The organism is Camelimonas lactis (genome assembly GCF_004342915.1).
In the GTDB taxonomy this organism is placed as follows: Bacteria; Pseudomonadota; Alphaproteobacteria; order Rhizobiales; family Beijerinckiaceae; genus Camelimonas; species Camelimonas lactis.
In genome coordinates this window covers 451,143-464,047 of record NZ_SLWL01000001.1, presented here as the reverse complement: position 1 = coordinate 464,047, position 12,905 = coordinate 451,143, and the positions used below count along the sequence as shown (strand labels likewise).

Below are 12,905 nucleotides of genomic sequence, written 5' to 3'. Positions count from 1 at the left end.
GGGTCCGAACGTTGCGCCCTCCGCCACATTGTGGTCTTTCACAGGCAACGTGGCAGGCTTGTGGCCGGGTTTTGGCGTAAGTCAGGCCTGAAGCGAAGGGCTGCGCCGCAATAATACGCCTAGCGAGTACGGGAGCTCCGATTCTCTGATGCTAATGAAAACGTTGCCCCTCAGGCTTGTGGCGGCAAGCGGCGTTCTGGCCGCCGCGACAGGCAATGTGATGGCCGGCACAGGCCAGCCTTCCCCGTGGCAGATGACGCTGCAAACGCCCGTGACGCCCATCGCCGACCGGATGCACGCCTTCCATGACATGCTGTTGTGGATCATCACGGCCATCGTCATCCTGGTTCTGGCGCTGATTCTCTGGGTCGTCTTCCGCTTCAGCGAGCGCCGCAATCCCACGCCGTCAAAGACCACGCACAATTCCCTGCTCGAGGTGGCCTGGACACTGGTGCCGGTGCTGATTCTCGTGGTCATCGCCGTGCCGTCCTTCCGCCTCATCAAGGACCAGCTGACGCTGCCCAAGGCCGACATCGTCATCAAGGCGACCGCGCACCAGTGGTACTGGTCCTACGAATATCCGAAGGACCAGGGCGGCTTCTCGTTCGACAGCAACCTGGCCCAGGACAAGGAGCCGCGCCTGCTGGCCGTGGATAACGAAGTCGTCCTGCCGGTGGACACCACCATCCGCGTTCAGGTGACGGCGTCCGACGTGATTCACGCCTTCGCCATGCCGTCTTTCGGCCTGAAGATCGACGCCATTCCCGGCCGCCTGAACGAGACCTGGTTCCACGCGGAGAAAGAAGGCGTCTTCTATGGTCAGTGCTCGCTGATTTGCGGCCAGAACCACGCTTACATGCCGATCGCGATCCGCATCGTCAGCAAGGACGCCTACAAGACCTGGCTGGAGCAGGCGAAGAAGAAGTTCGCCGCCAATGGCGCCGGCCAGCATTACGCCGCCAATGACAATGGCCAGCTGGCGACCGAGGCCGCCGTTCGCTGACCCAGCGCCGCATGGCGGGCGCCCCCGCGCCCGTCGCGGCATCGTCATTTCCTGCCGGACCTGGCCCGCATCCCGGATGCGGCCTGGCCGGCGAACAGTATCGGGAGCTGAGTCATGGCTTCATCATCAACGGCGGCCCACGCTGATCACGCGGATCACCCCACGGGTCTGCGTCGCTGGCTGTTTTCCACCAACCACAAAGACATCGGCACGATGTACCTGTTCTCGGCCCTCATGGCGGGCCTGATAGGCGGCTTCCTGTCGATTCTCATGCGCATCGAGCTGCAGGAGCCGGGGCTCCAGCTGTTCTCCAACGGCCAGATGTTTAACGTGATCGTCACCGGTCACGGCCTGATCATGGTGTTCTTCGTCGTCATGCCGGCGTTGATCGGCGGCTTCGGCAACTGGTTCGTGCCGCTGATGATCGGCGCGCCGGACATGGCGTTTCCGCGCCTTAACAACATCTCGCTGTGGCTGACCATCTGCGCCTTCCTGTTGCTGGTCGTTTCGCTGTTCGTCGGCGGCGCTCCCGGCTCAACCGGTTTTGGCGGCGGCTGGACGGTGTACCCGCCGCTCTCCACCTCCGGTCACCCCGGGCCGGCGCTTGACTTTGGCATCCTGGCCCTGCACGCGGCCGGCGCCTCGTCGATCCTTGGCGCGATCAACTTCATCACCACCATCCTGAACATGCGCGCGCCGGGCATGACCCTGCACAAGATGCCGCTGTTCGCATGGGGCATGCTGGTCACCGCCTTCCTGCTGCTGATCTCGCTCCCGGTCCTCGCCGGCGCGATCACCATGCTGCTGACCGACCGCAACTTCGGCACGACCTTCTTCGACCCCGCCGGCGGCGGCGATCCGGTGCTCTACCAGCACCTGTTCTGGTTCTTCGGTCACCCCGAAGTGTACATCATGATCCTGCCGGCCTTCGGCATCATCAGCCACATCATCTCGACCTTCTCGCGCAAGCCGATCTTCGGCTACCTGGGCATGGCCTACGCCATGGTCGCGATCGGCGCCGTCGGCTTCATCGTGTGGGCCCACCACATGTACACCGTCGGCCTGTCGCTCGACACGCAGCGCTACTTCGTGTTCGCCACGATGGTCATCGCCGTGCCGACGGGCATCAAGATCTTCTCGTGGATCGCCACCATGTGGGGCGGCTCCATCCGCATGACCGCGCCGATGCTGTGGGCCGTGGGCTTCGTGTTCCTGTTCACGGTGGGCGGCGTCACCGGCGTCGTGCTGGCCAACGCCGGCATCGACCGTGAGCTGCACAACACCTATTACGTGATCGCCCACTTCCACTACGTGCTGTCGCTGGGCGCCGTATTCGGCATCTTCGCCGGCTGGTACTACTGGTTCCCGAAGATGTTCGGCTACATCGTGCCGGACTGGATCGGCAAGCTGCACTTCTGGCTGGCCTTCATCGGCGCCAACGTGCTGTTCTTCCCGATGCACTTCCTCGGCCTCGCCGGCATGCCGCGCCACTATGTGGATTACCCCAACGCCTTCGCCGGCTGGCACCGCATCGCCTCGTACGGTTCGTACATCTTCGCGTTCAGCCTGCTGGTGTTCTTCTACGGCGTTTACGTCGCATGGCGCCGCAAGGAGCGCGCCGCCAACGACCCGTGGGGCATGGGTTCGCCGACCCTCGAATGGACGCTGAGCTCGCCTCCGCCGTTCCACCAGTTCGAGAAGCTGCCGCGCATCACCGGCTCCGCCGATCACTGATCTGGCCTGGCGAAACGGTCCGCCGTTCCGCCGCGCGGATCACGCCTGAAATCAGCCGCCGGCCCATGGGCCGGCGGTTTTGTTTTGACGGCGACCGCCTCTCCGCCACGTTGTTGACGACAATGCGCCACATGCGGCGCTGGCGGCGTCCTATTGAGTTTACGCGGTGAGGCGCTAGAAGAACGGCAGGCAGTTCTGAATCGTTTCAGACTGGCCCAAGTCCGTCCGCAGCCGTCTGGCGACGGAGCCTCACGCAGCGCATCCTGCGGGCAGGGACGGCGAAAGTTCAGCAAACCGGCGGCGTCGCCAGGCAAGAACGTCTGGGGCGAGCATCTGGGGTCTTCACGTCCGTAAGGCCCGCAGGCAGGTGAAAGACAGAAGTCCGATGTCCATGATCAGCGACCACATGTCAGGACAGCCAGACGCCTCCCCGTCCGGCGATGACGCGCGCGTGTACAGCGGTTCGGTCCGCGATTACCTTGAGCTGTTCAAGCCGCGCGTCATGTCGCTGGTGATTTTCACGGCCCTGGTGGGAATGGTTGTCGCCAAAGGCCATCTGCATCCGGTGATCGCCGCCGTGTCGCTGGGATTGATCGCCGTTGGCGCCGGCGCCTCCGGCGCGCTCAACATGTGGTGGGACCAGGACATTGACGCGCGCATGTCGCGCACCGCGAAGCGGCCGATCCCGACCGGTCAGGTGACCGGCAGCGAGGCGCTGTCGCTGGGACTCTCCCTCTCCGTCGCTTCGGTGGTGTTCCTCGGCCTCATCGCCAACTGGTTCGCCGCCGGCTTCCTGGCTTTCACCATTTTCTTTTACGCCGTCGTCTACTCGATGTGGCTGAAGCGCTGGACGGCCCAGAACATCGTCATCGGCGGCGCCGCGGGGGCGTTCCCGCCCATGGTGGCGGAGGCCGTGGTCACCGGCTCGGTCAGCTGGGACAGCTTCATCCTGTTTCTCATCATCTTCATGTGGACGCCGCCGCACTTCTGGGCCCTGGCCCTGAGCAAGTCGGGCGACTACGAGAAGGCCGGCGTGCCGATGATGCCGAATGTGGCGGGCCCTGATTCCACCCGCACGCAGATTCTCGTCTACACCCTCCTGCTGGCGCCGCTCGGCGTTGTCCCCTTCTTCATGGGACTGGGGGGCTGGACCTACGCCGTCGTCTCGGTGATTTCCGGCCTGCTGATGATCGCCCTCGCCGTGCAGGTCTACCGCCGCCGGGAGGGCGCGGCCGCCACGAAGGCCGAACAGGCGCTGTTCGGCTTTTCCATCCTCTACCTGTTCCTGCTGTTCGCCACGCTGCTCGCCGAGCATGCCTTTGGCCTCGGCAGCGGCTTTGACGTGGGACCCCGCCTTGTTTCGGGAATTATCTGACATGCTAGACGACAAGAACGCCGACGGCGGGGTTGAACTGACGCCGGAGCAGAAAAAAATGCGGCGCACGCGCAATATCGCCATCGCGGTTGCGCTGGCGGCTTTCGTCGCCATCATCTATGCGGTCACCGTCGCCAAGCTTGGCGTCAACGTCCTGAAGCGCCCGATCTGAGGGAGGCATGATGTCCGGGAACGGCCCCAATCACGCACCTGCTCCGCCCCCCGCGCCGCGCCGCAAATCCGGCGCCGGCGTGGCGATCGCCTGCGTGGCGGTGGTGGCGCTGATGGTTGGCGCCTCGTTCGCGGCCGTGCCGCTGTATCGCCTGTTCTGCCAGACCACGGGCTTTGGCGGCACGCCGCTCGTCGGCCAGGAGGCGAACGCCCACGTGGTCGATCACGTCATCGACGTGCGCTTTGACGCCAATGTCGCGCCGGGCGTCACCTGGAAGTTCGAGCCCGAGCAGCCGCGCGTCAGCGTCAGGCTCGGCGAAACCAGAACGGTGTTTTACAAGATCACCAACGTTGGCGATGCGCCGGCGACCGGCGTGGCCACATTCAATGTCCAGCCGGACCTGGCCGGCCAGTTCTTCGTCAAGATCCAGTGCTTCTGCTTTGAGGAGCAGACCCTCAAGCCTGGCGAGACGATCCACGCCCCGGTCGTTTTTTATGTGGACCCGGACCTGCTGAAGCAGCCGGAAACGAAAGACCTGTCGAGCATCACCTTGTCGTACACGGTTTTTCGGTCAAAGAATGGCAGCCCTGTGGCAGCAACCGCAGTGAATGCGGACAAGAACAACCTGTGACGTTATAAGACTCACGCCCCGAGGCAGGAGACTGGATCAATGGCCGACGCGCACGCGAAGCCCGAGCACGACTATCACCTTCTGGAGCCAAGCCCGTGGCCGCTTGTCGCTTCGGTCTCCTTCTTTGTCCTGGCGGTTGGCCTGGTCATGTCCATGAAGGGGCTGAGCTGGGGCGGCATGAAGGTCGGTCCCTACCTGCTGGGCGCCGGCATCATCGGCATTATCTATGTGATGATCTCCTGGTGGGCGGACGTGATCCGCGAAGCTGAACACGAGGGACATCACACCCGCGTCGTCCAGCTGCACCATCGCTACGGCATGCTGCTGTTCATCGCCTCCGAGGTGATGTTCTTCGTCGCCTGGTTCTGGGCGTACTTCGACGCGGCGCTGTTCCCCGCCGAGGCCATCCAGTACACCCGCACGGAGTTTACCGGTGGTCAGTGGCCGCCGAAGGGCATCGAAACGCTTGATCCGTGGCACCTGCCGCTGCTCAACACCCTGATCCTGCTGACCTCGGGCACCACGCTGACCTGGGCGCACCACGCCATGCTGCACAACGACCGCGAAGGCGTGAAGCAGGGCCTGTGGCTCACCATCATCCTGGGCGCGCTGTTCAGCTTTGTGCAGGCTTACGAATACACCCACGCCCATTTTGCCTTCAGCGGCAACATCTACGGCTCGACCTTCGTCATGGCCACGGGCTTCCACGGCTTCCACGTGCTGGTCGGCACCATCTTCCTCGCCGTGGTTCTGCTGCGCGTGTATCGCAACCACTTCACGCCCCAGCAGCACCTCGGCTTCGAGTTCTCCGCCTGGTACTGGCACTTCGTTGACGTGGTGTGGCTGTTCCTGTTCGTCGCCATCTATGTCTGGGGTTCGAACGTCCGCTACTTCCACTGACCCGGAAGTCGCAGTGATCGGGGGCGGCCTTCTGGCCGCCCTCTTTTTTTGTAACCGGAAGACCGCCAGGCAGGCCCGCATGGTTCAGCGGCCTTACGGCGACAGGAGGCGTCATGAGCCAGAACGATGACCAGCAGGGTTACTGGCCGCCGCTGTCGCCCGCCGCCACGGGCCTGGGTTGCCGGTGCCCGCGTTGCGGCGAGGGCAAGCTGTTCAGCGGCTTCCTGAAGGTGGCGCCGCGCTGTGAGAACTGCGGGCTCGACTACAGCTTCGCCGACTCCGCCGACGGGCCAGCCGTCTTCATCATGCTGATCAGCGGCTTCGCCGTCGTCGGTTTCGCCCTGTGGCTCGAACTGACGTTCGAGCCGGCGCTGTTCCTGCACTTGGTGACCACCCTGCCCCTCGCCATCCTGCTGTGCGTGGCGCCGCTGCGGCCGCTCAAGGGGCTGATGATCGCCCTGCAATACGCCAACAAGGCCGAGGAAGGCCGGATTTCGTCATGACGCCGTCCACGCCACAACATCCGCGGGGCGCGCCGCAGGCAGCCCGGCCTGGCGGCGGCCTCATTCTGCTGACGGTCTGCACCCTGACGGCGCTGGCTGTCCTGCTGGCGCTGGGCAAATGGCAACTCGACCGTCTGGCCTGGAAAGAAGATCTGATCAGCAAGATCAACGCGCGGGTGGACGCGCCGCCAACGCCTGCCCCGGCGGAGAGCGCCTGGCCGCGCCTCGACGTTCATGCCGAGGAGTATCGCCACGTCACGGCCTCGGGACGTTATGACTTCGCCCATCAGACCCTGGTGCACGCCAACGCGCCCAGGGAGAATGGCGCGGTGCGGGCCGGCTACGTCGTCCTCACGCCGCTTGTACTGGCCGATGGCGGCGTCGTGCTGGTCAATCGCGGTTTCGTGCCGATGGAAATGCGCGGCGCTCTCGCCGATGTGGACGCCCGCACGCCTGCTGACGCCACCGTCACGGGGCTGCTGCGCGCCTCCCAGATTCGCGATCCGTTCGTGCCGGCTGACGACCCGGCCAGCGGTGAATGGTTCACCCGCGACATCGCCGCCATCGCCGCCGCGCAGGGACTGAGGCGCGTCGCGCCGTTCATTATTGATGCCGACGCGCCCGCCCGCTACACGGAAGGGCCGCGCGGCGGGCTGACCGTCATCAGCTTCCCCAACCGGCACCTGGAGTACGCCCTGACCTGGTTCGGCCTGGCGGCGACCCTGCTGGGCGTCTACGGCGTGTTCGTCTGGCGGCGGCTGCGCGAGCGGCGGCGGGCCTGAGGCGGCTTTCCTCACGGCGCCCCTCCCCGCGCGGCGGGACGACGCGGCGCACCGGAGCGAACGCGCTTTCCGGGCCCCATGTGGACGATTTTGCGCGGGAGCCGAGGCGTTCGCCCGGGAGTTTCGGGGGATCCGGCAAGGGAATCCGGCGAGATGAAACCGGCGCCGTGATCCAGAATGAACAGCGCCCCGCCATATGTTAAAAGACGAACCTCCGTTTTGCGCGCGAGCCGACCTTCGCGCTGACAGGAAACGGATTGACCCAAGCCGGAGAGAACCTTGCTGCACGTGTCTACCAGGGGCGAAGCGCCCGCCATCGGCTTCACGGACGTCCTGCTTGCGGGCCTGGCGCGCGATGGTGGCCTGTATGTGCCGCAAGGCTGGCCGCAGCTGTCGCGGACGGATATCGCCGGCATGGCCGGCCAGAGCTACGCAAAGGTCGCCCGCCGGGTGCTGGGCGCGCTGATTGACGGCGATATCCCCGCCGCCGACCTCGGCGCGATGATCGACGAGGCCTACAGTGTCTTCCGCCACGCCGCCGTCTGCCCCCTGACCCAGGTCGCCGACAACATTTTCGTGCTCGAACTGTTTCACGGCCCGACCCTGGCGTTCAAGGACGTGGCCATGCAGCTGCTCGGCCGGCTGATGAACCATGCGCTGCGGGCGCGCGGCCAGCGCGCCACCATTATCGGCGCCACCTCCGGCGACACCGGCTCGGCCGCCATCGAGGCGTTCCGTGGGCTGGATCAGGTCGATGTCTTCATTCTTTATCCCCACGGCCGCGTCTCCGAGGTGCAGCGTCGCCAGATGACCGGCGTCGACGCCCCCAATGTCCACGCCATCGCCGTGGAAGGCACGTTTGACGACTGCCAGGCCATCGTGAAGGGCCTGTTCAACGACCACCGCTTCCGCGACGAGCTTGGCCTGTCCGGCGTCAATTCGATCAACTGGGCCCGTATCGCGGCGCAAACGGTCTACTACTTCACCTCGGCCGTGGCGCTCGGCGCGCCGCACCGGCCGGTCGCCTTCTCGGTGCCCACCGGCAATTTCGGCGACATCCTCGCTGGCGACATCGCCCGCCGCATGGGCCTGCCCGTGGCCAACCTGGCCATCGCCACCAACGCCAACGATATTCTCGCCCGCACCCTGGCCTCGGGTCGCTATGAGAAGCGCGGCGTCGCCGCCACCTCATCCCCGTCCATGGACATCGAGATTTCGTCGAACTTCGAGCGCCTGCTGTTCGAATCATGCGGCCGCGACGCCGCCCAGATTCGCGCCATGATGGCCTCCCTCGGCCAGTCGGGCGCCTTCGAGATCGAGCCGGTGTCGCTGGCGGCGATTCGCGCCGGCTTCAGCGCCCACACCGCCGGCGAGGACGCCACCCTGGCGGAGATCGCCCGCGTTTACCGTGAATGCGGTTACATCATCGACCCGCACACCGCGGTGGCGGTGGCCGGCGCCCGCGCCGAGATCGCGCAGGACCCGGCGACGCCGGTCATCGCCCTCGCCACCGCCCATCCAGCCAAGTTCCCGGACGCGGTGGAGAAAGCCACCGGCATGCGGCCGCCGCTGCCAGCCCACCTGGCCGATCTGTTCGACCGCAAGGAACGCTTCACGGTCATGGCCAACGACCAGGGCGCCGTGGCCGCCTTCATCCGCGCCAACGCCCGCACGGGCTGAAACGCCCGCACGCCTCTCCCCACCTACCTGGTGACAATGGCCGGCCCCGCCCGGCCATTGCTGTTTTGATTGACCCGGCTGTTTTGATTGACCCGGCGGGTTTTGTCCGGCGTACTTGAGCATCGTCGCGGCGCCCTGCGCCGCGACGTCAGACACATGATGCGGGAGGGCGCGCCATGGCCCTGTTTCGGTTTGCCCCGCGCCAGACGGAGCCAGCGCCTGTCGTTGGCGCGCGGGTCTACCTGCGCCCCATGCGCATGGACGATTTTGACGAATGGCTCGCCCTGCGCCACGCCAGCGAGGCGTTTCTCGCGCCCTGGGAGCCGTTGCGCACGGGCGATGAGTTCGATCGCACCGCCTGGCGGCGCAAGGTTCTGGCCGCCCGGAACGACGCCCGGCTGGACGCCGCCTATGGCTATCTGATTTTCAGCCGCGCCCATGACATCATGGTCGGCGGCCTGACGCTTGGCCTCGTCCGGCGTGGCGTCGCCCAGACCTGCACGCTCGGATACTGGATGGGGGCTCCATGGGCCGGAAAAGGGCTGATGTCCGACGCGGTCGACGCCATCTGTCGCCATGCTTTCACCCAGCTGCGCCTGCGCCGGATCGAGGCAGCCTGCCTGCCGCACAACCACCGCTCGCGGCGGGTGCTGGAAAAGAACGGTTTCCAGCTTGAGGGGCTGGCGCGGGAATACCTGTGCATCGCCGGCGTCTGGGCGGACCATGTCACCTATGCGCGCCTCGCCAGCGACGGATGACCCCCCGGCGGACCATGCTCATCGGCCGCCAACATATTGGCGCCACGTTCAGGCGGTGGAAAGAAGCGCCGCACGCCCCGGAGCGCCAGGCGGCTGGCGCAAGCTCTGGCGGGTTTACCAATTGACGCCGCCCCCGCCATCAGACGGTTGCCCTGGCGGGCCGCCGCCGTTACCACTTCGCCACCGGAACATCGCCGCGCCTTCGGGCTTGGCGGCCTTTGCAGAGTTCGATTTGCCAGCCAAGCCAGCAGCCCTGTTGTCCCGCATCGGCGCCGTCCTCGCGGCCCTGGTCGTCCTGTGCCTGTCCGTGTCGGGCGCGCTGGCGGTCGAGGCCGTGCGCGTCACCCCCGAGCGGCCGGCGCTGGACCTGACCCGGATCATCGAGCGCTACCGCTCCCAGGGCGACGTCATCCAGATTTCCACCGCCCCTGGCCCTGACGGCATCGTGCGCCGCATCGCCGTCAAGGCGCGCGAAAGCGGCTCGCGGCCGGAATGGATCGTTTTCGCCCTCACCAATCCCGGCGATGAGCAGATCGACCGGCTGCTGGTGGCGCCGCATTACAAGCTCGTGGGCTCGGGCGTCGTCTGGCCTGACCTTGGCAGCAACCGCATCGCCGCCATCACCGCCAGCCAGGGCATGAAGCCGGAACGGGAGGACAGCCCGGACGCCGACGTCTTCGCCATCACCCTTGATCCGGGCGCCACGGTGACCTTCATCGCCGAGCTGACCTCCGACAGGCTGCCGCAGGTGCTGCTGCTCGATCCGGAGACGTACAAGGCGAAAACCAACGGCCTCACGCTCTACAAGGGCATCATCCTCGGCATTTGCGGCCTGCTGGCCCTGTTCCTCACCATCGTTTTCGTGGTCAAGGGCGCGGTGATCTTTCCGGCCGCGGCGGCGCTGGCCTGGGCGGTGCTGGCCTGGGCCTGCATCGATTTCGGCTTCATCCAGCGGCTGTTTCCCTTCACCATCGGGGCCGACGCCATCTATCGCGCCGGCGCGGAAACCGTGCTGGCGGCGACGCTGCTGGTGTTCCTGTTCGCTTATCTCAATCTCAACCGCTGGCACGTGCGCTACAGCCACGTCACCGCCATCTGGCTGGTGTTCCTCGGGGCGCTCGTCGGCCTCGCGGTCATTGATCCGCCGGTCGCTTCCGGCGTCGCCCGCATCTCCATCGCCGCCATCGCCGCCATCGGCTTCGTGCTGGTGCTCAACCTGGCCATGCATGGCTATGACCGGGCGGTGATGCTGATTCCCACCTGGACCTTGCTGCTGGCCTGGGTCGGCGCCGCCGCCATGGCGGTCACCGGCTATCTGAACAAGGACATCGTTCCCGCGGTGCTGATCGGCGGCCTGGTCCTTGTGGTGATGCTCATCGGCTTCACCGTGCTGCAACACGCCTTCGCGGGCGGCGCCATCGCCCAGGGGCTGGTGAGCGACACCGAGCGCCGCGCCCTCGCCCTCGCCGGCTCCGGCGACGTGGTGTTCGACTGGGACGTGCAGACCGACCGGATCGCCGTCAGCCCCGAACTGGAGCAGCAGTTGGGCCTGAAACGCGACGCCCTCAGCGGCGGGGCCGCCGACTGGCTGGCGCTGATGCACCCGCTGGACCGCGACCGCTACCGCGTCACGCTTGATTCGATCCTTGAGCAGCGCCGGGGCCGCATCAACCTGGACTTCCGCCTGCGCTCGGCGCGCGGCCACTACGTCTGGCAACGCCTCAAGGCCCGGCCCGTCGTCGGCAGCGATGGCGAGGTCATCCGCATCGTCGGCACGCTCGCCGACATCACCGACAGCAAGACCGCCGAGGAACGGCTGTTGCAGGATTCGATCCACGACCGCCTCACCGGCCTGCCCAACCGGCAGCTGCTGGTCGATCGCCTGAACACCGCCATCCTGCTCGCCCGGCGCGATGAGGCGGTGCGGCCCACCGTCGTGGTCATCGACATCGACCGCTTCCGCACCATCAATGAGGAGGCCGGGCCGGCCGCCGGCGACGCGGTGCTGCAAATGGTCGCCCGCCGCCTCGCCCGCCTGCTGAAACCGCAGGACACCCTGGCGCGGCTCGGCGGCGACGAATTCGCCGTGGTGCTGTTCTCCGAGCCCGAACTGGAGGCGATCCGCGCCTTCACCGAACAGGTGCGCGCCGTGCTCGGCACGCCGGCGCCGCTTGGCGAGCTTGAGGCCTATCTCACCGGCTCGATCGGCATCGCCCTCTACGACCCCTCCGTGCGCTCTGGCGCGGAGGAAATGCTGGCCAACGCCGAAATCGCCGCGACCTGGGCGAAACGCCAGGGCGGCGACCAGGTCGAGGCTTTCCGGCCGATGATGCGCAACGAGCGTAGCGTGCCGCTGGCGCTGGGCGCCGATCTGCGCGGCGCCCTGGAGCGCGGCGAGATCAAGCTGTTCTTCCACCCCATCGTCCGCCTGGAAGACCGCACCGTGGCCGGTTTCGAGACGATCCTGCGCTGGGACCATCCGCGCCAGGGCCGGCTCGCCTATGAGGATTTCCGCGAGATCGCTTCGGCCAACGGCCTGCTTGGCGAACTGTTCCTGTTCGCCGTCGAGCGCGGCGCCCGTGAACTGGCGGCCTGGCAGGACGCCCTGGACGTCGATCCGCCCCTGTTCGCCACGGTGGCGCTCACCGGCGTCCACGTGCTGCGCGCCGACCTGCTGGCGCAGTTGCGCAATCTGGTCGAGCGTTCCGGCGTCAAGCCCGGCACGCTGCTGATCGAACTGTCCGAGCGGCATCTGCAGGAAGACCCGGAGTTCATGCTGCGGACGCTGCCGCGCCTGCGCGAAACCGGTGTGGGCCTGTGCCTGTCGCGCTTCGGTTCGAGCCAGTCGCCGCTCACCAGCCTGCAACACGCCGACATCGATCTTGTGAAGGTCGATTCGTCGCTGGTGAAGGCGCGCGGCATGCCCGCCCGCGTCGCCATCCTGCGCTCCATCGCCGCCTTTGCCCACGACCTCGGGGCCGAGATCTGCGCGGAAGGCGCCGAGGACGAATCGGATTCGGTGGAGCTCGCCCAGCTCGGCTTCGACTTCGCCCAGGGCAGCGTGTTCGGCGACCCCATGAGCGCCTACGACGCCCGCCGCCTGGTCGGCTCGACCCAGGAAGCGGCCTGAACCCTGGCCGCCTGATACCCGACAGAATGGGAAAGCGGGCGGTCGCAGACCTTGCCCGCCGCCGCGCCGGTTGCGGGTGAACGCGGCTCCCCAGCAGACCACGCCGTACGGGCGGGCCTCCTGAAGGGGCGCGGGCGCCCGGAATCAAAGGATCACGATCTCGCGGTCAGGCTGGTCTTCTGCGCCGCCAGGGACGCCAGCGCCAAAAGGAACACGGCCGGCTGCAACGCCCCCTGC

The 12,905-nt window shown here is 66.6% G+C and carries 11 protein-coding genes; all 11 read left to right on the top strand.

Translation table 11 applies throughout. The annotated features are described in order from the left end of the window. The first annotated feature begins 154 nt into the window (after window positions 1-154). The 11 genes from coxB to EV666_RS01950 all read left to right on the top strand — a co-directional run bounded on the left by coxB (window position 155) and on the right by EV666_RS01950 (window position 12,668). Window positions 155-1,003, top strand: coding sequence for a cytochrome c oxidase subunit II (coxB, locus tag EV666_RS01995; RefSeq protein ID WP_245514151.1), 849 nt, complete (start codon window positions 155-157; stop codon window positions 1,001-1,003). A gap of 114 nt (window positions 1,004-1,117) precedes the next feature. Continuing rightward, window positions 1,118-2,737: a cytochrome c oxidase subunit I gene (gene ctaD, locus EV666_RS01990; RefSeq protein WP_132002174.1), complete on the top strand. Its 1,620-nt coding sequence runs from the start codon at window positions 1,118-1,120 to the stop codon at window positions 2,735-2,737. Between the two features lie 385 nt (window positions 2,738-3,122). Further along, the gene (locus EV666_RS01985) at window positions 3,123-4,112 is read left to right on the top strand and encodes a heme o synthase (protein WP_132002171.1); all 990 of its coding nucleotides are present in this window, start codon (window positions 3,123-3,125) and stop codon (window positions 4,110-4,112) included. A gap of 1 nt (window position 4,113) precedes the next feature. Beyond that, window positions 4,114-4,284: a hypothetical protein gene (locus EV666_RS18145; protein WP_165909865.1), complete on the top strand. Its 171-nt coding sequence runs from the start codon at window positions 4,114-4,116 to the stop codon at window positions 4,282-4,284. Between the two features lie 7 nt (window positions 4,285-4,291). Then, the gene (locus EV666_RS01980; protein ID WP_245514149.1) at window positions 4,292-4,915 is read left to right on the top strand and encodes a cytochrome c oxidase assembly protein; all 624 of its coding nucleotides are present in this window, start codon (window positions 4,292-4,294) and stop codon (window positions 4,913-4,915) included. 39 nt (window positions 4,916-4,954) lie between these two features. Further along, window positions 4,955-5,815, top strand: coding sequence for a cytochrome c oxidase subunit 3 (locus EV666_RS01975; protein ID WP_132002168.1), 861 nt, complete (start codon window positions 4,955-4,957; stop codon window positions 5,813-5,815). Between the two features lie 113 nt (window positions 5,816-5,928). After that, window positions 5,929-6,318 carry a DUF983 domain-containing protein gene (locus EV666_RS01970; RefSeq protein WP_132002165.1) on the top strand — a complete coding sequence of 130 codons (390 nt, stop codon included), beginning with the start codon at window positions 5,929-5,931 and terminating at the stop codon, window positions 6,316-6,318. After that, the gene (locus tag EV666_RS01965; protein WP_132002162.1) at window positions 6,315-7,100 is read left to right on the top strand and encodes an SURF1 family protein; all 786 of its coding nucleotides are present in this window, start codon (window positions 6,315-6,317) and stop codon (window positions 7,098-7,100) included. The genes EV666_RS01970 and EV666_RS01965 overlap by 4 nt, the downstream gene beginning before the upstream one ends. 279 nt (window positions 7,101-7,379) lie before the next feature. After that, on the top strand, window positions 7,380-8,780 hold the full coding sequence (thrC, locus tag EV666_RS01960; protein ID WP_132002159.1) for a threonine synthase: 1,401 nt from the start codon (window positions 7,380-7,382) through the stop codon (window positions 8,778-8,780). Window positions 8,781-8,956: 176 nt separating this feature from the next. After that, window positions 8,957-9,538 (top strand): GNAT family N-acetyltransferase, encoded by a 582-nt coding sequence (locus EV666_RS01955; protein WP_132002155.1) that lies wholly within the window; start codon window positions 8,957-8,959, stop codon window positions 9,536-9,538. Then, entirely contained in the window at window positions 9,504-12,668 is a 3,165-nt protein-coding gene (locus EV666_RS01950; RefSeq protein ID WP_376886012.1) for an EAL domain-containing protein, read from the top strand. The genes EV666_RS01955 and EV666_RS01950 overlap by 35 nt, the downstream gene beginning before the upstream one ends. The last annotated feature ends 237 nt before the right edge of the window (window positions 12,669-12,905 follow it).

What these genes read in the sequence shown, in the direction of transcription:
- coxB (WP_245514151.1), top strand. Translation starts at nt 155, where the DNA reads ATGAAAACGTTGCCCCTCAGGCTTGTGGCGGCAAGCGGCGTTCTGGCC.
- ctaD (WP_132002174.1), top strand. Translation starts at nt 1,118, where the DNA reads ATGGCTTCATCATCAACGGCGGCCCACGCTGATCACGCGGATCACCCC.
- EV666_RS01985 (WP_132002171.1), top strand. Translation starts at nt 3,123, where the DNA reads ATGTCCATGATCAGCGACCACATGTCAGGACAGCCAGACGCCTCCCCG.
- EV666_RS18145 (WP_165909865.1), top strand. Translation starts at nt 4,114, where the DNA reads ATGCTAGACGACAAGAACGCCGACGGCGGGGTTGAACTGACGCCGGAG.
- EV666_RS01980 (WP_245514149.1), top strand. Translation starts at nt 4,292, where the DNA reads ATGATGTCCGGGAACGGCCCCAATCACGCACCTGCTCCGCCCCCCGCG.
- EV666_RS01975 (WP_132002168.1), top strand. Translation starts at nt 4,955, where the DNA reads ATGGCCGACGCGCACGCGAAGCCCGAGCACGACTATCACCTTCTGGAG.
- EV666_RS01970 (WP_132002165.1), top strand. Translation starts at nt 5,929, where the DNA reads ATGAGCCAGAACGATGACCAGCAGGGTTACTGGCCGCCGCTGTCGCCC.
- EV666_RS01965 (WP_132002162.1), top strand. Translation starts at nt 6,315, where the DNA reads ATGACGCCGTCCACGCCACAACATCCGCGGGGCGCGCCGCAGGCAGCC.
- EV666_RS01955 (WP_132002155.1), top strand. Translation starts at nt 8,957, where the DNA reads ATGGCCCTGTTTCGGTTTGCCCCGCGCCAGACGGAGCCAGCGCCTGTC.
- EV666_RS01950 (WP_376886012.1), top strand. Translation starts at nt 9,504, where the DNA reads ATGTCACCTATGCGCGCCTCGCCAGCGACGGATGACCCCCCGGCGGAC.